Source organism: Candidatus Seribacter sulfatis (genome assembly GCF_964187635.1).
Taxonomy (GTDB): Bacteria; Verrucomicrobiota; Verrucomicrobiia; order Opitutales; family Seribacteraceae; genus Seribacter; species Seribacter sulfatis.
In genome coordinates this window covers 1-23,486 of record NZ_CAXLMO010000092.1, presented here as the reverse complement: position 1 = coordinate 23,486, position 23,486 = coordinate 1, and the positions used below count along the sequence as shown (strand labels likewise).

General features: G+C 46.4%; 18 protein-coding genes. 12 read left to right on the top strand and 6 right to left on the bottom strand.

Annotated features, from left to right (window positions below; all coding sequences use genetic code 11):
* Positions 1–182 precede the first annotated feature (182 nt).
* Complete coding sequence (locus tag ACKPQ5_RS08670) at positions 183–1,094, top strand: TIM barrel protein (RefSeq protein ID WP_407678710.1); 912 nt, start codon at positions 183–185, stop codon at positions 1,092–1,094.
* A gap of 142 nt (positions 1,095–1,236) precedes the next feature.
* Here the strand turns inward: ACKPQ5_RS08670 and ACKPQ5_RS08665 are convergent, their stop codons facing one another.
* The 3 genes from ACKPQ5_RS08665 to ACKPQ5_RS08655 form a co-directional block, all read right to left on the bottom strand.
* Positions 1,237–3,201: an SGNH/GDSL hydrolase family protein gene (locus ACKPQ5_RS08665; RefSeq protein WP_407678709.1), complete on the bottom strand. Its 1,965-nt coding sequence runs from the start codon at positions 3,199–3,201 to the stop codon at positions 1,237–1,239.
* Between the two features lie 18 nt (positions 3,202–3,219).
* Positions 3,220–4,020 carry an SGNH/GDSL hydrolase family protein gene (locus ACKPQ5_RS08660; protein WP_407678708.1) on the bottom strand — a complete coding sequence of 267 codons (801 nt, stop codon included), beginning with the start codon at positions 4,018–4,020 and terminating at the stop codon, positions 3,220–3,222.
* A gap of 101 nt (positions 4,021–4,121) precedes the next feature.
* The gene (locus ACKPQ5_RS08655) at positions 4,122–5,135 is read right to left on the bottom strand and encodes a hypothetical protein (protein WP_407678707.1); all 1,014 of its coding nucleotides are present in this window, start codon (positions 5,133–5,135) and stop codon (positions 4,122–4,124) included.
* Between the two features lie 697 nt (positions 5,136–5,832).
* Between ACKPQ5_RS08655 and ACKPQ5_RS08650 the strand changes: the two genes are divergently transcribed.
* The 3 genes from ACKPQ5_RS08650 to ACKPQ5_RS08640 are packed head-to-tail and all read left to right on the top strand — an operon-like array spanning position 5,833 to position 8,996.
* The gene (locus ACKPQ5_RS08650; protein ID WP_407678706.1) at positions 5,833–6,693 is read left to right on the top strand and encodes a hypothetical protein; all 861 of its coding nucleotides are present in this window, start codon (positions 5,833–5,835) and stop codon (positions 6,691–6,693) included.
* Positions 6,690–7,931 carry a fibronectin type III domain-containing protein gene (locus ACKPQ5_RS08645; RefSeq protein ID WP_407678705.1) on the top strand — a complete coding sequence of 414 codons (1,242 nt, stop codon included), beginning with the start codon at positions 6,690–6,692 and terminating at the stop codon, positions 7,929–7,931. The genes ACKPQ5_RS08650 and ACKPQ5_RS08645 overlap by 4 nt, the downstream gene beginning before the upstream one ends.
* 27 nt (positions 7,932–7,958) lie before the next feature.
* Positions 7,959–8,996 (top strand): MBL fold metallo-hydrolase, encoded by a 1,038-nt coding sequence (locus ACKPQ5_RS08640; protein WP_407678704.1) that lies wholly within the window; start codon positions 7,959–7,961, stop codon positions 8,994–8,996.
* A 59-nt stretch (positions 8,997–9,055) separates the two neighbouring features.
* Here the strand turns inward: ACKPQ5_RS08640 and ACKPQ5_RS08635 are convergent, their stop codons facing one another.
* Positions 9,056–10,663: a SulP family inorganic anion transporter gene (locus ACKPQ5_RS08635; RefSeq protein WP_407678703.1), complete on the bottom strand. Its 1,608-nt coding sequence runs from the start codon at positions 10,661–10,663 to the stop codon at positions 9,056–9,058.
* A gap of 278 nt (positions 10,664–10,941) precedes the next feature.
* On the opposite strand from ACKPQ5_RS08635, the gene ACKPQ5_RS08630 reads away from it, so the two are divergent.
* Entirely contained in the window at positions 10,942–11,805 is an 864-nt protein-coding gene (locus tag ACKPQ5_RS08630) for an MYG1 family protein (RefSeq protein ID WP_407678702.1), read from the top strand.
* An 89-nt stretch (positions 11,806–11,894) separates the two neighbouring features.
* Here the strand turns inward: ACKPQ5_RS08630 and ACKPQ5_RS08625 are convergent, their stop codons facing one another.
* A complete protein-coding gene (locus ACKPQ5_RS08625; RefSeq protein WP_407678701.1) occupies positions 11,895–13,139 on the bottom strand; it encodes an MFS transporter in 1,245 nt (414 codons plus the stop codon).
* Positions 13,140–13,290: 151 nt separating this feature from the next.
* Between ACKPQ5_RS08625 and ACKPQ5_RS08620 the strand changes: the two genes are divergently transcribed.
* Positions 13,291–14,502: a hypothetical protein gene (locus ACKPQ5_RS08620; RefSeq protein WP_407678700.1), complete on the top strand. Its 1,212-nt coding sequence runs from the start codon at positions 13,291–13,293 to the stop codon at positions 14,500–14,502.
* Between the two features lie 86 nt (positions 14,503–14,588).
* On the top strand, positions 14,589–15,761 hold the full coding sequence (locus ACKPQ5_RS08615; protein ID WP_407678699.1) for an FG-GAP repeat domain-containing protein: 1,173 nt from the start codon (positions 14,589–14,591) through the stop codon (positions 15,759–15,761).
* Here the strand turns inward: ACKPQ5_RS08615 and abc-f are convergent.
* The gene (abc-f, locus tag ACKPQ5_RS08610) at positions 15,754–17,703 is read right to left on the bottom strand and encodes a ribosomal protection-like ABC-F family protein (protein WP_407678698.1); all 1,950 of its coding nucleotides are present in this window, start codon (positions 17,701–17,703) and stop codon (positions 15,754–15,756) included. The two genes, ACKPQ5_RS08615 and abc-f, sit on opposite strands and share 8 nt — an antisense overlap.
* Positions 17,704–17,820: 117 nt before the next feature.
* On the opposite strand from abc-f, the gene ACKPQ5_RS08605 reads away from it, so the two are divergent.
* The 5 genes from ACKPQ5_RS08605 to ACKPQ5_RS08585 form a co-directional block, all read left to right on the top strand.
* Entirely contained in the window at positions 17,821–18,708 is an 888-nt protein-coding gene (locus tag ACKPQ5_RS08605) for a sugar phosphate isomerase/epimerase family protein (RefSeq protein ID WP_407678697.1), read from the top strand.
* Positions 18,709–18,772: 64 nt separating this feature from the next.
* Positions 18,773–21,022, top strand: coding sequence for an alpha-galactosidase (locus tag ACKPQ5_RS08600; RefSeq protein WP_407678696.1), 2,250 nt, complete (start codon positions 18,773–18,775; stop codon positions 21,020–21,022).
* 71 nt (positions 21,023–21,093) lie between these two features.
* Positions 21,094–22,020: a COX15/CtaA family protein gene (locus ACKPQ5_RS08595; RefSeq protein WP_407678695.1), complete on the top strand. Its 927-nt coding sequence runs from the start codon at positions 21,094–21,096 to the stop codon at positions 22,018–22,020.
* Positions 21,917–22,726 carry an SGNH/GDSL hydrolase family protein gene (locus ACKPQ5_RS08590; RefSeq protein WP_407678694.1) on the top strand — a complete coding sequence of 270 codons (810 nt, stop codon included), beginning with the start codon at positions 21,917–21,919 and terminating at the stop codon, positions 22,724–22,726. Before ACKPQ5_RS08595 ends, ACKPQ5_RS08590 begins: the two co-directional genes overlap by 104 nt.
* A partial coding sequence (locus tag ACKPQ5_RS08585) for a carbohydrate kinase family protein (RefSeq protein ID WP_407678693.1) occupies positions 22,723–23,486 on the top strand: 764 nt, incomplete at its 3' end. The genes ACKPQ5_RS08590 and ACKPQ5_RS08585, both read left to right, overlap by 4 nt.

Below are 23,486 nucleotides of genomic sequence, written 5' to 3'. Positions count from 1 at the left end.
TTCCTTGCAATGACAAGAGCGTGTTGTAATCGAACCGCACACTGCATCACTTCGCATCTTGTCATCGCGAGGGCGTAGCCCGTGGCGGTCCACTTGCCACCTCAGCAATTTTATTGATTATTAGCAGCTACCTCCTCAAGTTTGATTGGTAACCTTCTTGCCAACAGATTTCCTACTTAAATATGATGAAAACCAACCGAAGAACCCTTCTTAAAACGGCCGCATCGACCGCGATTGCCGGTACCTTACTGACCGCTCCGAAACCTGCCCGTGCCCAGTCTCCGATGGATCAGGCCAATCCGAAATTTCGGATTAAAAACGGGCGGATCAAACAGTCCATCATGGGTTGGACCTTCAATCCAATGCCCACTCCTGAACTGGCCAGGCTGTGTAAGGAGGTCGGTCTGGTGGCGATGGAGGGAATTTCCCCCAAACATTATCCGATGATTAAGGACCTGGGACTAGATATTTCGCTGGTGGGGAGTCATGGATTTAAGAAAGGCCCGGTAGATCGGGCCAATCATGCGGAGTGTATCGAAAAACTAACTAAAGCAATCGAGCTGTGTGCGGCTGCCGGGTACAAGCGGGTAATTACTTTCACGGGAATGAAAGCGGAGGGGATCGATGATGAACAGGCGGAGGAGAATTGTATAGCCTGTTGGAAAAAAGTACTCCCGGTTGCTGAGAAAAATAAGATTACACTTTGCCTGGAACATTTAAATTCCCGGGACGACAGTCATCCGATGAAGGGACATCCCGGATATTTTGGGGATGATGTGGACCATTGTGTGCAAATGATTAATAAAATCGGCTCCGATTATTTTAAATTACTCTTTGATGTCTACCATGTACAGGTAATGAACGGGGATGTAATCCGACGTATTAACCAATACAAGGAGTTAATCGGACATTATCACACCGCGGGAAATCCCGGCCGGGCGGAACTGGATGACAAGCAGGAAATCAATTATCCCGGGGTGATGAATGCGATCGTAAATACTGGGTACGATGGGTACGTGGCCCAGGAATTTATCCCGACTTGGAAAGACAAGGCTCTTGCCCTGAGGCATGCCGCAGAAGTCTGTGATGTTTAAATCTGCAAAGCTTTAGAAGTTTGCGAATAAATGGGAAGTCCGGGCTGGTTTGTACCTTGTAACAATCCGGATTTTAACGATTCTTGAGATTGAGAAGTTAGTATATATTCCTCTCGATTATTCACCAACTGGTGAGCCTTTTTTAATTGGCGGTAAAGTGAATAACTCTAAGAGCTTCTCCTCCATCCCGAATCCGACCCTTCCGGTTTTTTAGGATCTCGAGTTCCAAAACATGCCCACTATCGCTTAGCTCGTTAAAGAACATCACAGTCATAGGGTAGTTAAATCCGCTGTGCCGGTGTAATGTGTCGATCTCTTTGCTTTCTTTCCCATCGATTGTGCATCGAATAATCGCGGTGTCTGGACCGGAAAGCATGTAGGCGCCAATGGCAGTGCCGCTAAACTTAACCTTGAGTTTGGCACCTGCTTGATTTGCATAAATGAATGGTGCCCCGAGGAAGCGGGAGCGTACTTTACCCTTATTTTCTTTTGGCCAGTCAGGAATCCCTTTTTTCCAATTTTTATCAATTTCAATTGGATCAAAATCTAAAAATCTTCCACTTACATAACTAAATGGATCGAGTGGGCTGACTTGAGGGTGTGCTTTTGATTGAGTATTCTTGGCAATTGGTTTGGACCAAATATCGAGCAGGGAATTTGCAATCATCGATGCGCACATGGTGTTCCCGTATTGGTTTGGGTGAACCCCTCCGTATTTTTTCCAATCCATTTTTCCGGCATTGATCAAGTCGGATAATTCCTGAGCAAGGTGATTAACGGAGACTCCGTAATGTTCAGCTACCTTTGTATGTGCAGCGATGGATGGTGGATTCTTGTTTTTGCCCAGATGATCGAGGATATTTTGATTGGCAAAAAATGTCATGACAATATCGACTTTGGGGTTATGTTTCCTGGCTTGGGCAATGACACCCTCCATTCCTCTGAGTGCATTTTGAAGCGTTTTTTGACCGTCCTGGTCATCGTTCACCGCAAATTCAACAAAGAGCATATCTAGTGGGCCTTTACTGAGGACATCACGGGCGAGGCGAAAGGCACCGGTATCCGAGCAGGTCGAACTGATTCCGGCCTGGGTAAAAGTAAAATCTGTTTGCGGGAATCGTTTTTCAAGCATGTCACATACCATGGGGCGGTACCCGTTCATCTCGGTAATAGAGCCACCGATAAAAGCGACATGACCGACTTTTTTGCGTTCAAAACGAATCCGGCTGTTCATGAAATCCCCCCGGAGGATAAAGTTTTTTCTTCCAACAATTTTTTCAGCAGGCAGGTTGGCCGATCCCTGACCCTGTGTGGTTACAAATTCTACGATTTGGGCGGGGTCTTTGAGAGAGTGGGGGTGGTGGCCGATGCCTTCTTTACGAATCACTTTAAAAGTGCCTCCCATTTTCTGATACCTCTGCTCCGCAATCAGTGTGTTTTCGCTTACCGGAACCACTTTGTCAGCCATGCCGACTACATGAATAATGGGAATGCCTGCCTTGGCTAACGGAGTCAGGTTATCCACCGGGTTATTTTTATATGCTTTGGCCTCCTGTTCATTTTTAAAACCGTATACTTTCAGAATAGTCGGATTGATCTTGGGCCAGCTTTTAAAATCAAGAACCGGTGCATCGGCATAAATGGCGGCCACTTTATCCGGATTTGCGGCAGCCCAGTTGTACACGATCAATCCACCCCTCGACATCCCTTCGAGGATTGCCCGGTCTGAAAATAGGTGCTCAAAGCGTAGGTAATTATAAAATTGATTCCATCTGTTCACGGCTTCCTTATTTCCGAATAGCCCACTTACATCGCAGTATACCACATGGTAGCCACGATTGAGCATGGCGATATCAAACTGCGGTTCATGTCCAAAAAACCGTGCCCGCCAAACCCAGGGTTTACCGTCCGCAATTTTCTTGGGAACCACCACTCTACAGGCAATCCCTTCAAGGGGGAAGTTATACTGATCAAAGCCATGAAAGGAGGTTTTTTTTCCGTCCCATACTTGTTTGTGCGGAATCGATTGTTTTGTTTGGCCATGGGATAAAGATCCGGCAACAAATAGGGATAGAATGAAGGATAAAAGGGTAATGAAATTTTTCATATTGAATGGTTCAAAAATTTAGGCCTTTGGCCAGTGGTTGGCTACTTTATCCAGCCAGTGCCTGGCAATTAATTCGTGACCCTGGGGGAGGGGATGGATGCCGTCCCAGATCCAGTTTTCCGGTCCGGCCTCACTGGCTGCCTGATCAAACAGGTCTTGAGTCTGAAGATGAGCGGTCTGGTAATCCTTTGCTAATTGAGAGACCACAGTTCTCATCTTGTCTGTTTCTTTTCGCCGTACTTTGTAGATTTGTTCATTCTTTAGACTGCCTGATTGGAGTACAAATGGATCGAGCAAAACGATACGAAGTTGGGGATTGGCTTTGAGACTGGCTTCAATGATATGGCGGTAGTCTCTTTCGAAGGCACCAGGCGTAACTGCCTTGCCCGGGTGACGAAATCCCATCCCCACATCATTAGTTCCCACTAAGATGCTTAGCAGGTCGGGTTTGAGATTAATTGCATCTTTTTGCCAGCGTGCTTTTAAGTCGGATACTTTGTTTCCACTGATTCCCCGGTTCAAAAACTCAAGCTTTGCTTTTGGCATGTCCATTCCAAGGCGACCTGCAATAAGGAAGACATAGCTATGCCCGAGGTAATGGTTACGGTCATTTTCATTCCGGCCCCATTTCATATCGGTTATAGAATCACCCTGAAAAAGGAGTCGGCTCCCTTTGGGGAAATCAGGACGCTTATAGTCGTACCCCCTTCCTTGGAATGGAAGGGATGGTTTTATTTCGGCGTAGGACTTTGAATCCAGTACAGCGGTTCCGGTGGCAACCGCTCCAAAGGCAAGAAGCTTCCTTCGATTAATAATCATTTTTACAGGAGTTTATCTATTTTCAAAATTGAATCTGAAAATAGTAGGAATAATAAGTGCCGGAAAAGCCAACACTTCATTAATTAAAGAATGGAAGCTTTTCAGTTTTTGATCAATTTACGGGCAGCCAAATTGTTCAGCCTATGAGCCACATCAACGATACCGTCTGTCACGGTTTTGTTGTAGGTTCTTCCGTCCGTTGTATTGACGCCGTGTCCCTTGACTGCTTTGCGTAAGGGGGCAAGTGCAGGGTCCTCATGATGAAAGAGTTCCACAAAGACATGCTTTAATTTTCCGGTCGGCGCATAGGCGGCGAGCAGGGCACCAATCCATCCGTCGTCCGTAGTAAGGCATCCCCGTGTGGTTTTAGCAGAGGCATGAAAAATTCCCAGGGCATCGGCTTTGGCCAATTCCTTAATAACCTTTTCGTTTTCTGAAATCGATAAGTCGGAATCTCCGCAATGAGCGGCGTCGACCATAACCTTGAAGAATTTTTTTCTGATCTTTTTATTGATTCCCATGACCACCTTTGCGGCTTTGGCTGCATTGGTAAAGTTCTGAAATTCCACACCGCGTAAAAATTCGAGGTGCCAGGCAACAACGGAACTTTTCTCAAGAGCAGATTCCTTGTAGCAGCGGGCGTGAAGTTTAATGACTTGTTTGACCGCATTATCAAATGCCTTGCCCTTGAGTTTCTTACCGGAAAGCCATTCCTCAAAGGAGGTGGAGGATACATGCTTGACCCGATATTTCTTGGCCACCGCGAGACCGGAGTTGAGCATCTCTACAACCGCATCCTCATCCTTGGGGTTGAGCGGGTTGGCTCCACCAACCATCATGATCAGGTGGACCTGGAGTTTGAGAGCACGCAAACCTTTGAACATATCATCCAAATCTTTGCTGTCGGTTCCGGGGAAAAGTGTGACCTGCACATTATTCAGTTTTACCGGAGATGTGCGGCAGAGCAGGCGCATGCCGGATACAATTTTTAAATCACCCGAGTTAGTGCGTGGGAGCTTTCCGGATTCATCCGGAGCGAGTGCGCCGACAAACATGAGGTGGGTCGGAACGACACCGATTTCAACTTTAGATTTATTTTTGATTTGGATGGCCATGATAAAACAGGAGTGAAGGGGTTTAGGTGAAAAGGTTGATTCATTGATAATTTCACGGGATAATCAAGAAAATTGTCTCGGGTAGTACTTTTACAGCAACTTCCTTCTCTATTTTTATAATTTAAAAAATATGAAAAAATCGATCATCACACATTTAATTGGAATGTCTTTAGGCGGAATAGTTACCATAATTTGGTTCGATCTTCTCCATTGACCAAGTTAATCAAAAAAATGTTCAGAGGGTGGATGATAAGATCAAGCCCCCCATAGTTTGACCATTAGTATTTTCGAAAGATGAATCTGAAGCCAAAAAAAGTTCTTTAATTATTGAAGAGGGTAACCAAACTGATCTGGTTTAAACTGAAAAGATAGTACAGATAACGAACTAAATAAAAAGAATCCTGAGGTTAAACTGCTCGAATGGTTGCAGGGCAAAGAAGGCGATTCGGAGTCAAATGCAGCAGTGGGACTGCTTACGAATGATCGGGGCCTTCCGCTCAAAGCAATTAACCTAGCTCCCAATACCCCACATGAACATCTGTGGATGTCGCCTGCATAGAGCTAAATATATTAATGTGAGCTACTCCGAGAACGAATATTGATATTGGAGAACCGAATTGGCAATTTGCCAATGCCACCATCACCCAATCCGTTAAAACTTGAAGAGTGCTTTATTAAACTTCATGATTTGTTTGTGATGAGTAATCGCATCCTTTTTTTTCTGCGACTTCTGGTATTGATTCAATTCTTGGGCTATGCGGCCAAATTGGACGGACCCTCGGCGTTGAATTCATTCCTCCTCGTTTCTATGGGTGATCCTTTCGTTTCGATCTTTGATCGTGCGGTTCAAGTCTTCATCTGGTTTGCCTGTACCGCTTTACTTATCTTTGGAATCGTGAATCCATCCGTTCACTCCATGGCCCGAAGGATTGATTTTTCGATTCTTGGCCTGTTTACACTTTGGTCTTTTTCCGTGGCTATTCTTTCCTGGATTATCAATCCGGGTAACCCTTTTCATGCCACCGATCCGGCGGGGCATGCAGTGCGCTTTGCCGCACCGCTGGCCTTGCTCCTGCTGACCGCTTTTCCCGAAAAAGGAAATATACGCCGTGTGGAGTGGTTATTACGCTGGGGAGTCGCCGGAACTTTCGTTGGCCACGGTTTGTGTGCCCTTTGGCTTAAGCCTTCCTTTGTCGATTTGATTATTGGCACGATGAACTTGTTTCTTGGTGATCCCGTTTTCACCGCGGTATCCTTCCAAGACCTAGAAGAAGCTTTGACCATCGCTGCATCGAGACAGGCCTTTGCGGAATCAGCTTTGCCGATTATTGCCATTCAGGACTTCATTCTTGTCGCTCTCCTCCTTTTGCCTGGAAAAAGAATCAAGACGATTGCCTTATGGATGGCAGTTTGGGGATTTGTCACCGCCACGAGCCGGATGACAGCTTACGGTTGGGATCATTGGCATGACTTGGCATTAAGGATTTGCAATGGGGGTGTTCCACTCTTTTTATGGGCCCATTGGAATTCTCTGGAATCCAAAAAAATATCTTCATGAAAATAAAAATACTTGCTCAGTTTCTTCTTATTTTAACCCCTTTGGTCTCTGTGAAGGCCTTTTCGGAAACTCCTTGGCTCGATCAGAAATATGTGGAGAAGAGGATGAAATCATTGGCTCCTGTCAAGGGGGGCGGACCTTCTCAGTGGCGCGTGATCTGGACCAAGGAACCCTCGACCAACGCTACGATCTCCTGGACCACGGCGAAGAAGGGGAGTGAACATAAGGTCCGTTATGGAATTCGTTCGGAGGGAAAATATACCGGGGGTGGGATGATTTTGGAAGCACAGCGAAGTGGAGCATACTCCGGAGCCAAAGGAGAATACTATCACCACGCCCGGATCAGTGGATTGAAGCCATCCACGACCTATCACTTCGAGGTCGAGTCGGACGGTAAAAAATCCCCCGTCATGCATTTCAGAACTGCTCCCTCGGATGATCGGGAATTCAGACTTCTGTTCGGTGGAGATTCGCGAACAGGCATTGAGGCCCGTGCCCAAGTTAATTTGCTTATGGCGGACTTATCTGCAAACGACGACCAGTTGATTGCTTTTGCTCATGGTGGAGACTACATTGTGAGTGGAAGAAGCTGGAGTCAGTGGTCAACCTGGCTTAGTCAGCACGAACTTACGGTCACCAATTCTGGTAAGGTTTTGCCCATCATACCTACCCGGGGGAACCATGACGGCGGTCCTTTGTACGACGAAATTTTCGACACCCCTGGAGGCTCTGGAAAAAATTATTTCCACACCATGATTTCGCCTAAGGTTGCACTCATTACCTTGAACAGTGAGATCAGTGCAGGAGGAGACCAACAGGCATGGTTGGCCAAAACCCTTTTTGATTTACGCCCCAAGGTTCGCTGGCTTTTGGCCGAGTACCATCGACCGGTCTGGCCCGCGGTAAAAACTCCGGGTAAAGCAAAGAAGTTTTGGGTGCCCTTGTTTGAAAAATTTAACCTCGACCTCGCTATTGAATCCGATGGACATGTGATTAAACGAACCGTTCCCATTCGTAATGAAAAAAAGGATCCAACTGGTATTGTATATGTCGGGGAAGGGGGACTAGGAGTGCCCCAAAGGATTCCCAAGTCGGACAGGTGGTACCTTCAGTCACCAGGAATGACAGGGAGCGATCATCACGTGATGCGGGTTGTATTTGGAAAAGAAAAAATGGACTACGAGGTTATCCTGCTTGATGGTAAGCAAGCGGATCGCTACGAGTTTTTTCCTCGATAGGAATCATTCTGAGTAGAGTCAGTATTCATGCAAGTAATTGCTCGAATATTTTTGATTTTTCTTTTTGGCTGTGCCCAATCAAGGGATCTTTCCGAAAAAAAGCCAATTCATCATACCGAGAATGGTTTTAAGAATAATTATTTATCTGAAAAAATAATGACTAAGAGTTTATTAGATGTCCTCCGTTGGCGTGTCACCCGAAAGCCTCAGGAACCAATAGAGTTTGAAAAAGATAAACCAGATATTTCCTTTTTGCAGACTAATCGAAGCGAGTCCACGCTGACCTGGATTGGGCATTCGACTTTTCTTTGGCAGCACATGGGAGTAAACCTGATTACGGACCCGCATTTAACCAACCGGGCATCTCCCGTTGGTTTTGCAGGTCCCAAGCGTGTTCTACTTCCTGCTATTTCCCTAGCAGATCTACCCCTTATCGATATAGTGGTAATTTCGCACAATCATTATGATCACTTAGACAAGAAATCTGTGCTCGGCCTTGTTGCGCGACAAAAGAAAAGCCCGCCCGTCTTTTTAGTTCCTCTTGGAATGAAGGCCTGGTTTAAAAAAATTGGAATTAGTGAGGGAGTAATCGAGTTAGATTGGTGGGGTAGTCATCAAGTAGGGGATTGGACACTGAATGCCGTTCCTGTTCAACACTGGAGTCGACGGGCATTGGGGGATACTAATCGGGTACTCTGGGCGGGTTGGATAATTGAAACTCCGCAACAAAAGCTTTTTTTTGCGGGGGATACCGGATATTCCCAAGACTTTTTAGATATCGGGAGAAAATTTGGTAGGATGGATCTTTCACTTATCCCCATTGGGGCTTATGCACCCCGTTGGTTCATGAAGGATATGCACTGCACCCCGGAAGAGGCCGTTCAAATTCACCTTGATGTGGCGAGCAAACGATCGATCGGGATGCACTGGGGAACATTCCTGGATTTGACGGATGAACCGATGAATGAACCGCCTGAACGTTTAAGGAAAGCAGTGGAGGCGAAGAACTTGGACCCACAATGTTTCGTAACCATGAAGCATGGGGAAACAATACGGGGGATTTAAAGCTCAATTCGTTTGAATGGTATTAATTGAGTAGGCGCGTGCCTATCTTTACCCGAGAGTTAAGTTCGTGCGGAAGGCATTCGATCCGATTTGATCAGGTTGGCAACATGGTAACTGGGATCATCAGGAAGCACAATTACATCAATCATACTCCCCGCCTTTTTGAGGAGTGCACTACAGTTACCGCTTATGTGTTGTAATTTAATGGACTTTCCTGCGGCTTTGTATCGAGCACCCAGTTTATGAATCGCTTCCAATCCAGAATGATCCCACACCCTTGAGTCCATCATATCCACAATTACTTCATCGGGATCCTCCGCTGGATCGAATCCCTGAGTAAAATCGGTAATTGAACCAAAAAAGAGAGGGCCGTGTAAGAAATAAACTTTTGTACCGTCCTTTCGCATTTCATTCGATCGGTGGATATGCTGAGCGGACTTCCATGCAAATCCAAGGGCGGAAACGATCACTCCGGTAATCACCGCCAGGGCAAGGTTATGACTAATCACAGTAATTGCGGATACTAAAATAATTACGAATGCATCGGTTTTTGGAATTTTTCTGAGAATCCTAAGGCTACTCCATTCAAAAGTTCCAATTACCACCATGAACATTACACCGGTCAGGGCGGCGAGGGGAATTCGTTCAATTAATGAACTGGCAAAAAGAATAAAGCAAAGGAGGAAAATACCCGCGGCAATTCCAGACAATCGACCCCGTCCGCCGGAGCGAATATTAATAATACTTTGGCCAATCATTGCACAACCACCCATTCCACCAAAGAAGCCAGTGATCACATTAGCTGCTCCTTGCCCAAGACATTCGCGGGTACTGTTACCACGAGTTTCAGTCAGTTCGTCAATCAGAGTAAGAGTCATTAGAGATTCGATCAGCCCCACGGCGGCAAGAATGAAGGCAAAGGGTGCAATAAATTGAAGTGTCTCCCAATTGAATGGAATAGTAAAGGTAACCAAACTGGGCAGTGCACCCCCAATAGACGCCATATCCTTTACGACCAGTGTGTCCAGGTTTAATCCGATCACGAGACAACTAATGGAGACAATCGCTACCAAAGAGGAGGGCAACTGAGTGGTAAGCTTGGGTAAAAAGTGGATGATTCCCATGGTCAGGAAGACGAGTCCAAGCATGAGGTACATGTCATTTCCAACCAACCAGGAAGACTCCGGGGTGGTCGGGCTTTCCGTAAACATGGGGAATTGAGCTTCGAAAATCACAATGGCTAATCCATTGACAAAGCCAAACATGACGGGTTGGGGAATAAGTCGCACAAAGCGACCCAGTTTAAGAACACCGCAACCAAGTTGAATGATTCCCATTAGAATAACGGTGGCAAATAAATACTGAGTGCCCATGTCCGGACCAAGCCCGAGTGCTTCGCCTTTCTCATTCCCGAGGATAACGAGGGAGACCATGATTACCGCGAGCGCACCGGTTGCACCAGAGATCATGCCAGGTCTTCCTCCCATCACTGCCGTGACCAGGCAGATAATAAAAGCGGCGTATAAGCCGATGATTGGAGTAACTCCGGCAATAATGGCGAAGGCCACTGCTTCGGGTACAAGTGCAAGAGCAACAGTCAGACCAGAAAGGACGTCGTCCTTGGCTTGGACACGATTCCCGAATTTTCGATAGATTAAATTGAACACTTTAAAAAGGATTTAGTTGATAAGATAATGAGATTTATGAAAACCGAAACGAAATCAAAAATGATGAAGCTTTTCACATTGTGAAACCTTTACCATTTCCAACCACCACGCCGGGGTCACCCAATTATGACCAAAGCGGATAAGTATAGAGTAAGTTGGAGAATGGGACAAGTAGATCTTTGATCATGATGATATCTTGAATCGTCCGGGAAGTCGAAGCCGGGAAACATACCATTTTCGATTCGACATTCCTCGTTTGTTCTTCACGTTGTCACCCTATGATTTCTTCCATAATCACACACCCGGGCGGGGCACATAAGGATGACTTTCTGGCCTGCTCTGTACTTTTACACGATAATCCGGTTTCTATTTTTCGACGGGAACCGACTGATTCAGACCTGGCTGATCAAAGCATTGCCGTTCTGGATGTGGGGGGGGAGCATGAGTCAGTGAGACTGAATTTTGATCACCACCAATTTCCCCGCGATCATATTCCGACCTGTGCATTATCTCTCGTTCTTCAATATCTGGGAATTTATGAAGATGCCCGTGAGTTTTGTCCATGGTTGGAAGTGGCGGAGTGGTTTGATTGTCGAGGACCCAAAGATACTGCGGAGTGGTTGGAAATGGATCGTGAGACTCTGGGGAAATTAAATTCTCCGCTTGATATTACTTTACTCAAGAATTTTGCCGCTCAAACTGAACACCATCCAGGCGAACCAATTTGGGAAGTGATGCGAATGATTGGGAGAGACCTGGTCGAATTCATCACCAATCTACGATCCAGGTTGGATATGGTATCACAACATACGGAAGTCTGGAACTTAAAGAAGGGGGATAGCGAGTTTAAAGCTTTATTCCTTCCCCGGATTGACGGCCTGCCGGAAGATGCTTCCGGGGTCCTTGGATATCAGGTTAAGGCACTTGGTCTGGAAGAGGAGGTACTCGCCATTATTTCCCCGGACAGTCGGGGAGTGGGGTACGGAATGCGTCGATTTAATGATGATGCCCGTCTTGATTTCAGTGAATTGGCAGAGGAGACGGATGTTCATTTTGCACACGCCCGGGGATTTATTGCCAAGACTTCAGCGGTGGAGGTCAGTCGTCTGCAGACTTTATTGGTACAGTCTTATCTCAACTAGTTTTTTACAGTACGGGGACATGAGTAATACCCCGCTTTTTAATAGAGCAGTTTTTTAAACTGAGTAAGAGCTAAACCAATTTCTGTGATTTAGTTATTTGAATGTAAAGACTTCCAGTGATTTTCTTTCTGAATTTGAGCAAATAATGTGCGAACAATAAATAAGGAAAGTAAAGTAAGTGGAATTGCACAGCCAAAACTCATGGTGTAGCCGCCATAATGAGCGATTAGGTAACTAATTCCAGTTCCAAACATCATCGCAAATACACCGATACAATCCATGCAGGTATAATCGGTACCCCCATGTTCTTTTCTGCTCCAGTCCATCATTAATGAAAATAAGGCCACGGTGGTCATTCCCGAAATCATATGATCGACCACTACCACAGGGAAAACCAGAGAGCTGTCCACTAATTCAGTCGAACTTAAAAACATATAACCTGCTGCGGATAAGATCTGCATGCTCCCAAAAAGGAGTAACGAATGCAGGCGACCCAAACGAGTAACCAGAATGCCCGCAACTAAGGCACCGCCCAATGCGGCACCGGGTGCAACAATACCGAGAGTAAATCCAATTTCATTTAGTTCCATTCCCCAGTCTTTAAACATGGTGGGTACCAGGGATCGAATAAAGCCCTCGAGCATCCGAAAGGCGGCCACAAGGGTGAGAAGTTTAAAAACAGTTGGTTGTCGTAAGAAATTCAATAATCCAATTGATTGGTTTGGGCTTTGGGGAGCTTTTTTGTTTTGAGCTCTTTTAGCCGGTCGAGTTAAAAGCAGGGGAATGGTGGCGAGAAGGGTGACTAGTGCCATGGCGATCAACAAAAAATTCCATCCAAGTGAATTCATCAGCATTAAAATGAATCCCCCGCCGACAACAAATCCCAGCCAGTAGCAGCCGACTTGTATGGCATTTCCCCATCCACGCTCCTTGGAACTCAAAATTTTGACCGCATAGCCATCGGTCGATACATCCTGCACGGAGCTGAAAATATTAATAAGAGCGACCCCGAGAACGAAAATGGATAGGGAGGTGCCGAACTGCCAGTTTGCTAATGCGACCATCGTACCCGCGGTGAGAATTTGTAACGGGATAATCCAGGACCGGTACTTCCCTTGTTTTTTGGAGTGAAAACGTTCCACGACAATGGACCAAAGGAATTTTAACACCCAGGGCAAATAAAGAGCGGGGAGGAAGAGAGCAATATCCTCAAGAGATAGACCACTCTCCCTAAATACTACGGGGGCAGTATGCCGAAAAAATCCATTTGGAATTCCCTGAGTAAAGTATAGGGAACCCAGAATTATGAACTTTGATGTTCTTGGTGTAGTCATTAAGGTTGAGAGCTTTGGGATCAACCCACACTCTTTCCTCTCTTAAAAGCAATAACCTATTATTTTCAAGAATAAGTGGCCCCGTGCTACAAAAATTATAAATCCCTATTTTCAAGTGTGAATGATTTGTGGTAGTAAAGTTATAAATAGTGTGAAAACTATAAATCGCATGGCTATCATTAATTATTTAGTACTTCTCGGTTTAGTGATTTGTAAGAGTTTAATGGCTCGCCCGCCTCCTCGAATTGAATGGCACCGCACATACAAGGGGAGTGGTGAGGAGAGTCATCCGCATTATGTAATTCAAACCAGTGACCTAGGTTTTTTAATGGTAGGGGAAACTGGATTCGTGGAAGACCGAACTGCAAAGATTTTTCTGGTCAAGACTGACAGTCAGGGAAATTTGATTTGGAAAAAAGAATTTGGAAAGCGAGGGTACAATTTAGGAAACTGTGTCGCTGAATCAGTGGACGGAAATTATCTTGTCGCCGGTTCTCTTGGAAGGGATGCGGCCCTGATCCAGGTAGAGGCGGATACGGGTAAGACTTTATGGTCAAAAACATGGAACATGGGAACGGAAGATGCATTTGAGGGTTTAACAATCACTCCAGAGGGAGGAATTTTGGTGACTGGATATCGCGACGGTTTGGCGGAGGGAACTTTTATGAACTGGGGCCGAGGAGTTGTGCTGAAAACGGATTCGACTGGAAGGGAGGAATGGAGGCGTGAATTGGGGGAGTTTGCTTCCTCGGGTTACCGTGTCAAAGCGACCAAGGATGGAGGCAGTCTATTAATGTGCCACCCCCGGGATGAGGAATCGAATAAATACCACCTTTTAAAATTAGATCATCAGGGAAAGGTCCTTTGGTCGAAGCATTATAACACCGTTTACTGGGGCTTTGATACAAAAGCGAATGGCTATTCCATGCTTGCCGGTCACACGCAGAAAAGCCCTCTGAGCAAGAACTGGGATATTGAGTTGACCGTGGTGGACGAAAGAGGAGGTGTCGTCTGGACCCGGTTTTTTGGACAACCAAGGGGTTACGAGGGGAAATGGATTCATGACGAGGTGTGGGGGGCCCGTTCAACGATGGATGGAGGCTGGTTGGCAGTTGCCGGAACGGGTGATGAGACCGGGCGATATGAAAAGACCGGACATATTTCTGGTCCTTCCGGACAATGGAAGATTTATTTGATAAAGGTCGACGGAAATGGGGAAATGGAATGGGAGGGGATTTATGGAGCGACAAATTCAGACTGGGCGGGAGAGGATGTCTGTGTCACCGCAGATGGAGGGGTATTGATTGCTAATGACTGTGGGTCTTTCGGATTCACTAAGATTGCCCGCTTAGTCAAAAAATAAAAAACCAGCTTCAATTTAATATCCACTTGCGTAAGAAAATATTTTCCCCGACATTTATATTATCAACTGATTAAACAAACTGCCTTATGAAAAACCTTCTCTTCCCCCTCCTCCTTTTCCCACTAGTTTTGTCCGCTGCCCTTCGTTTTGATGTGCAGTTGTTACATAAGGACAATATTGAATCCTGTGCGGTGGGGGATTTGGACAATGATGGTGACTTGGATATCATTGCAGGAGAGCGCTACTATCTTAATCCAGATTGGGACCCAATTAAGTTTCGAAGTATTGAACCATTTGGAAAGGATTATATGCAGGATAATGGAGATTACCTGCACGATGTGGATGGTGACGGGGATTTGGATGTGATTGCCGGCCAGTTTACACTTTCTTCGGTCCTGTGGTTTGAGAATCCTGGGAAAGAGGGTCTGATCACGGAGGATGCCTGGCATAAGCATGAATTGGTGGAAACAGGATATAAACATAATGAAATGATATTTTTTAGGGATATGGACGGAGATAAAATCCCGGAATATGTGGCCAATAGTTGGAATTCAAAAAACCCGATGCTTATCTGGAAATTTAAGGGTAAAAAAGCATCGCAGGGAATGAGTAAGCATGTGGTTTCTGAATCTGGAAACGGGCATGGTCAAGGATTCGGTGATATTAATGGGGATGGACACGAGGATATTGTCTTTATGCAGGGGTGGTACGAAAGACCGGCGAAGAATGCACTGGGACAGCCCTGGAAATGGCGCAAGGATTTTACCCTGCCTCACGCCAGTTGTCCCATTCTTGTGAAGGATTTAAATGGGGACGGAAGAAATGATCTGATTTGGGGAGACGGTCATAATTATGGTCTTTATTGGCACGAGCAACTGGAACCGCGAAAGGATGGGACAACGGTTTGGAAACACCACTTGATTGACAAAAAGATTAGTCAGTTGCACGCCATTACCTGGGACGACCTAAACAAAGACGGTCAGCCAGAGATCATTACCGGGAAACGTTACTATGCTCACAGTGGAAAGGACCGGGGAGCCGAGGACGAGATCGTAATTGCCAGTTTTCAACCCCGGTTGAGCGACGATGGAAAAGTGAGCTTCAAAAAGGAGGTTTTACACACTGGATTGGCGGGTACCGGTTTGTATATCCATACACCTGATTTGGACGGGGACGGATGGAAGGAAATTGTGGTGCCGGGTAAATCTGGTACCCATATTCTTTGGAACAAAGGACCGGAGACGAAGAAAGTTAAGTAGTCTTTTTGTTTTGTAACTCTCCTAATTTGCCCGCTTCAATTTCCCATTCGTAATTTCGCTCTTTTAAGCGGCGGGCAATTCGGGCTGCCTTTTCGTTCAATACTTTGCCTTTTTCGGGATCGTTGTAGGATTCGGGGTCCGCAAGTAATTCGTTCACTTCGGTCTGTTCCTCTTCAAGAGATAAAATTTCTTTTTCCAACCTGGCCACCCGCTGCTCCATCTTGTTTCTTTCCTGACGTGCCTTTTTTTGAGACTCCGCATTGATCCGTCTCCTTTCCTTGGCACTGACTGCCTTGTTTTTTCCCGGACCTGTGGAATGCTCAGTTGGACGGGCATCCCTCAGTCCTTCTACCAGTCCCCCTTTTTCCGAAGCGGACCCTGACTTCCAAAGATAATAATCATAGTCTCCCGGGAAATCGGTACTTTTTCCCGATTCAATCCGAATCGTTCGTTTTGCAAGGGCACGGATAAAGTGTAGGTCATGACTGACAAAAATCAGTGTACCGGTGTAGTCCTTCAGGGCTTGAATGACAGCATCGATACTGGGCATATCCAAGTGAGTGGTGGGCTCGTCCAGAAGCATGAGGTTGGGAGGGGAGAGTAAAAGTTTAACTAGAGCGAGGCGGCTTTTTTCTCCCCCGCTTAATACTTTTACTTTCTTAAAGACATCATCCCCGCGGAAAAGAAAAGTGCCGAGCATTCCACGGACATCCTGGGTATGTACCTGACTCTTTACTTTTTCCATGGCTTCATCCAGTACGGAGTTTTCCAAATTTAAGAGATCTACCCGTTGTTGAGAAAAGTATCCCACACTAACTTGATGCCCTAATTCTCTTTCACCCGATTCGATCGGAACCTGCTCAGCAAGAATTTTGAGCAGGGTGGACTTGCCTGCTCCGTTCGGCCCCACTAGTACAATCCTCTCCGCTTTTTCAACTTCGAGGTTCAGGTTTTCATAGACCACATGATCTCCGTAGGCCTGTTTTACTTCGGTTAGGGTAGCTACCCGTTGACCACTTCTTTCGGGTTGGGGAAATCGAAAGGAAATGGTTTCTGCATCCGCTTCGGGTGCCGGAATTCTTTCCATCTTTTCAAGTTGCTTGATACGAGCCTGTGCCTGTGAGGCTTTAGATGCTTTCGCGCGAAAGCGTCGGATGAAATCTTCGTGGTGAGCAATTTCGCGCTGCTGGTTTCGATAGGCAGCAAGATGCTGGGCTTCCCGTTCCGCTCTTTGGGTAAGGAAACGATCATAGTTTCCCTGGTAACGATGGAGTTTACCATGTCCAATCTCCACAATTCCATCACAAATTCCGTTCAGAAAAGCCCGGTCATGAGAGATGGTGAGAATGGCCCCGGAGTACCTTTTAAGTTGGTTTTGAAACCAGCCCAAGGTTTCCAGATCGAGATGGTTCGTCGGTTCGTCGAGCATTAAGAGGTCGGGTTCCATTACCAAAAGGCGGGCCAAGTGGGCCCGCATAATCCATCCCCCACTAAGAGTACGAGCGGTTTTTGCAAAATCTTCTTCCTGGAATGCGAGACCGGAAAGAATTTTCTTGGCCCGTGCTTCAAGGGTAAATCCTTCCAATTCCCCAAATTCTTCGAGGGCCTGGATTCTGATTGGATCCTCGGGTTGAGGGTGGCACCTTATCGTTTTCTGAATTTCTGAAAGTGCGGGGGAAATCGCAGTGGCTAATTCAATAACGGTTTCCTCTTCGGTTGGGGCACTTTCCTGGGGCAAGTATCCAATCGTTCTGCCTTTTTCTCTTTCCACTTTTCCGCCATCCGCCTCCAAGGCACCAAGAATAATTGAAAACAGGGTGGTCTTGCCCGCTCCGTTGGGTCCAACCAAACCGAGTTTTTCTCCTCGCTGTAAGCGCAGGGAAACCTGCGAAAAAAGGGTTTTCGGTCCGTATGCTTTACTTAAGTTGGAAAGGATGATCATAAGTGAGAAGATCAGATTCTTTAATCTTCAGGTTTTGGCAAAGGAATAAGTTTAAATAGTACGAATTTCCCCACATTTATGATTGAGGTTGAAGTTAAAATCTAGATAAGTAACATCATGAATAATCCAATTAACCGACGATCCTTTTTGGAAAGCACTGGTAAAATCGCATTAGCGGGTTCTGCCTTTCCAGTTTCCTTAACTGCCAAACATCATAAAAAAATGAGGTTTACCCTGGGTCTTTCTCAATATTCTCTTCGTGCTTTACTGAAGGATGGCTCCCTCGATGCCCTTGATTTCCCCAAATTTACTGTCGATCAATTTGGAATCAAAGCGATTGATCTTTGGGAGGGCGGTCTGCCCAAGGATAAATTGGATGACCCCAAGTATTTGGCCACGATGCGAAAAAAAGCGGACCAGGCAGGTACTGATTTGTTTTTATTGATGTCGGGTGCCCTTGACGCTTCCGCTAAAAAACGGGTTGCCAGTACCGCCAAAATAAGCGCTTCGTTTGACCGTGCGGTTCAATTGGGTGCACCGATGGTCCGGGTTTTTCTGAAGGCTCCGGGAACCGATCCAGTAGCCGGTCTGCAGGCGAGTGTGGAAGCACTCAAACCTCTCGCTGATGAGGCGGCCAAGAAGAACCTGACCATTGCAATTGAACCGGGGGCTTCCAGCCTTAGCCAAAAAGGGGCGTTTCTTGCAGAGGTCGCCACCAAGCTGAAACACCCCGCCCTCAAACTAATGCCGGATTTCGGAAAGTTGAAGGATAATGTCTATAAGGGAACAAAAGCCATGCTTCCCCATACCGTGACAGTTTCCTGCAAGATGCACAGCTTTGACAAAAATGGAAATCAGCCCGATTTTGATTATCCACGTCTTATGAAAATGATTAAGCAGTCAGCATATAAAGGAATTCTCGCCATTGAATGGGAGGGTAGTGCTCTCGAGCCTGTTGCCGGAGTCAAGGCGTCTAAGAAACTGATCGAGAAGTCTCTGTCTTAGTTTAATATCACTTGCCTTGAATGGGGTGAGGTTTAGTAATAGGTCTCTTTTTATAATCAGAATCATGACCTTATTCAGACTCCCAATCCTTCTCATTTCATGCCTTCTTACCTCACTTGTTGGTGAAGTAAAGTTTTCCACAAAATCCGATTATTATACGATCGGATTAAAAGATATCGGTACAATCACTGCCAGTGCGAGTGCGGTCTTTTCTTCAGATGGTAAAAATTACCGGATTGGTACAAGAGATCTTTCGCTTCGTGGAGAAGTCAAGACTACAGAGGTGGTGACTCCTTTTGGTCGAGCTACTCAGACGGACAAACTTTATGGAAAAGACGGTTCTCCTTTCCAATTGACCTTACGAATAAAAGAATTGAATGACTTTCATGCGATTACAATTCAGGGTTTTTTGCATAACCGAAGCAAACATGATCTGAATCTTAATTCTTTGGAAATACTGGATGCTATGTCGGGCTCCGGCAAAGTACAATTGGGAGATTCTTCTCATTGGTTGATCACTCCACTGATGCAACATAACCATGCCGAGACTTTGGCTGTGATGAATGGCGGCTGTAATGAAGTCGGACTCTTTGTGAACACGATCAATAAAAAGAGTTTTTTGATCGGACCTGCTGGACCCGCCGATGCCCATTGCCGGGTGGAAGTACGTGACCAAAAACTCAAGGCCTATGCTCAAATGGATCGGGTTTTGGTAAGCCCCGGGGAAACCCGTAGGAGTGAGGAGATTCTGTTAATTGCAGAAGATACGGAAACAAACACCGACATTTGGACCCGTTGGGTAGCCATCACCCACAAGGCTCGTAATAATAAAGGACCGGTTTATGGCTGGTGTAGCTGGTACGATCGGACCACTAAAATTGACGAGGCTCATGTGATGGATGTAGTCGATACGATTGAAAAAAATCCCAACACTTTTGGAAAAGGAATTGTACAAATTGATGACGGGTATCAGATCATGGATGGTATCTGGAATGGAAATGCCAAGTTTCCATCGGGGATGGCCCGGGTCGCCCGTCGGGTCCGTCAGGCTGGTATGATTCCCGGTGTTTGGTTTGCCCCATTAATGATCAACCCGGAACATCCATGGAAAAAAGCAAACCCGGACGCAATTCAGTCCAATGCCAAGGGAATATCTAGTTTCATGAACCCTAATCCATTTCACCCGGCCGGAGCGAATTGGATCAATCCTTCGCATCCGAAGTCCAAAAAGTTTTTACGGCAGGTAATCGAAACCGCCCGTGATAATGGATACGGGTACATTAAGATTGATTTTAATGGAATCGGAAACCGGTATGTGGACCCTAAACTCACCCGCCTGCAGGCATTTCGTGAATTATACACTCTGTACCGTGATGCAGCTGGTGAGGATATGTATATTTTATCCTGCCTCGGACAGCCAACCCGTGGAGTGATTGGCTATGTCGATGCTGCCCGTGTCGGGCCAGATTCTCACCCAGCTCACTTTGCTCACTGTCTTGAATCAGTTTTACGTTTTCAAATTTACAACCGGGTATGGTGGAATAATGATGCGGATGTTTCCTACCTGGATGTCAAATTACCCTCCCGCCGGGTGGGTCATACCCCGGAAGGAGTTGATATGTGGAGAACCTGGCACAACACCGTGGCTCTTACTGGGGGCACCGCGATGATTTCCGAGCCGGTTAATAAACCGGATGTGCAAGCGGTTTGGCGGAACTACGAAATTATGCGACCCGCCAGCCGTGAAAACTCCCGCCTGCTTACACTCGGGAAATCGGATAAAAACACCATCTTTGGGTTTGCTGCGGATCGGACATGGGGAGATTTTGCGGTCTATAATCTTTACAATTCGGATAAGAATAAATCGGCTGATATAACCCTCGATTTTGGGGATGCGGGTCTTCCTGCCGGAACCCGTTGTGTAGTCTATGACTTTTGGGAAAATAAAGCGCTAGGCTACGCAACCGATTCTTTCACTGGTAAGAATATTCCCAAGAATGGATCCCAGCTCCTTCGCTTTACCCCATTGACCGGGGACTTTCCAAAACTTGTCGGTTCCAACCTTCATCTGTCGATCGGTGCCACGGAGATCGAGGAAATGTACACGACCTCGAAATCCATAAAAATTATGCTTTCCAGTGCGGGGGCACAGACGGGTGATTTGTTTTTTCATTCCACGAAAGCTATCGAGGCAGGCTCCAGTGACAACTGTTCGATCAGTTCCGTTCAAGGGCTCGGAGATAACCTTTGGAAAGTTTCTGTAAAGGGGAGAATTTGGAATTCAAAGCAGCAAGTTAATCTAATTATTAAATAAATTTCCTAATTAAAGGATACAATTTCACCCATTTTTTTGTCCTTAACTTTTTAGAAAATATACTAAACAAAATGTCCCGTTTTCATAAAGTGGTATCTCTTACCTTTTGGGCCACCCTTGGTCTGGTGGTTGCGGGTGGACTGGTACGCGCGACCGGTGCCGGCCTGGGTTGTCCGGATTGGCCGACCTGCTGGGGGTGTTGGTTACCCCCCACGGAACTGGTGGATATTCCTTCCCAAGCGGATGAGGCGGGCGAGCTTTACTACTTGGACAGACTCGATCGCAAGCAGTATCTCAGCAAGTTTGACTCCACCAAGATGTGGATCGAATACATGAACCGTGTCCTCGGGGTACTGATTGGAATCTTTATTATCGCTACATTTATTGCATCATTTCCCTTGCGTAAATTAAAACCCCGGCTGTTTTACGGATCCCTTGTGGCATTGCTTATGGTGATTTTCCAGGGTTGGCTGGGATCGATCGTGGTGCAGACAGAATTGATGCCCGGTATGATTACCCTGCATATGTTACTGGCGATGATCCTCCTTTCGCTGTTGATCAGTCTTCAGGCCTGGTCCTCCCCTCATCCCCAAGGTATCATCATTCCCGGTACCCGCCTTTTATACGGACTTATTATATTGCAGGTCATTCTCGGCACCCAGGTACGTGAGAAGGTGGACGAGTTCACCAAGGAACCTGAGGGTGTTGCCCGGGAAAACTGGCTGGATCATGCCGGATTGGTGGATCACATTCATCGCCCACTTTCCTTAGTGGTTCTTGGTCTCAGTGTATGGATTTTTTGGACTGCCCGGAAAAGATCGAAAAAGGATTTACTTCCAACCTGGATTCTCAGTTGCGTACTGGGCCAGATTTTATTGGGAATTGTATTGGCCTATGCCGGATTACCCCCATGGTCCCAGACTGCCCATCTTGTTTTGGGTGCGGGTCTGCTCTGCCTGGTTTATCGGGCAGGTTGGCACCCGGTTGCTTCGACTTGATCACCGGGTACCTTTTTTGATACGGTCTTTCATGCCCTATAAATCATTCTGTTTTTTAATTTTACTGTCATTCCTAAGCTCTTTATGCGGCGAGCCTGACCCCTTCTCCAAACCCTTTGATAATCCGGTGGATGATCCGGGATTGCCCAGGGTTCTAATCATTGGGGATTCAATTTCGATTGGATATACCCCCCGGGTACGAAAATTGCTCGATGGGAAAGCCAATGTACACCGTCCCAAAACCAATTGCCGGTGGTCGGCATTTGGTAATGAAAATGTATTGCAATGGATCGGCGATGAAAAATGGAATCTTATTCATTTTAATTTCGGCCTTTGGGACTGGTACGGTTGGTCTCAGGAGAATAAGTCGACACCTCAAACCTACGCTACGAGTCTGGATGGGGTTGTTCGTAAGTTAAAGAAGTCGGGTGCCAGGCTTATCTTTGCAGTTACAACTCCTCCCTGTGTGGGTCCCGAGAGAAAGGTGAAAGTGGTAATCACGAACGAACGGGCAGATGAATTTAACAAGGCTGCTCGGGCGGTCATGAAAAAGCATGGGGTTCTTATTAATGATCTTTATTCCGTTATTGGAAATGATCGGGCGAAATACCAGCGTGGAGAAAATGATGTTCACTACAATGAAGCCGGTCGCGATCTTCTCGCTGCACAAGTTTCCAAAATGATTTTAAAGGGATTGAAAAAGTGAGTGCACGAATCGTGGCTATGGGAGATGGTTTGTGGGACCTGTTTCCCGATGGACCACGCTTTGGGGGCGCCACTGCTAATTTTGCCTGCCACTCCGCCCGTCTGGGCGCAGATGTCCATATGGTCAGCGGAGTAGGTGAGGATGAGCGGGGAGAAGCCCTTTTACAGGTTTACCGGAAACACGGAGTGAATATCGATCTTGTACAGGTTTTGAAGGATTACCCCACTGGGGTCGTTCATGTGGAACTTACGGAAAAGGGCCTGCCCACCTTTACGATTGGAGAAAATGCCGCCTGGGATCATTGGGAATGGAATGAAGAGATTGATAGAATGGTGACAAAAGCAGATGCACTTTATTTTGGTACCCTCGGTCAACGCGGACAGTCCTCCCGTGTAGGAATTCGTAAGGCCCTTGCCATTGCCAAAGGTCAGAAAACGCCCTGCATACTCGATATTAACCTACGGGCACCATTTTTTGATGACGGCCTGATTTGTGAATCGATTGCCCTCTGCTCAATCCTAAAGATAAGCGATGAGGAACTCCATCGGGTCTGCCAAGCCTGTGGCATTGAATTATCCCAAAGCGATGAAAAGGTCCTCGGAGAATTACGAACCAAATTCAGATTGGATCTCGTGGTAATGACTCAAGGTGCAGAGGGTGCGATTCTTGCACATGCAGATGGAATGGTTGAACAACCCGGAGTACCTGCAAACTTGGTCGATACGGTGGGAGCGGGGGATTCCTTTACCGCCTCAATGAC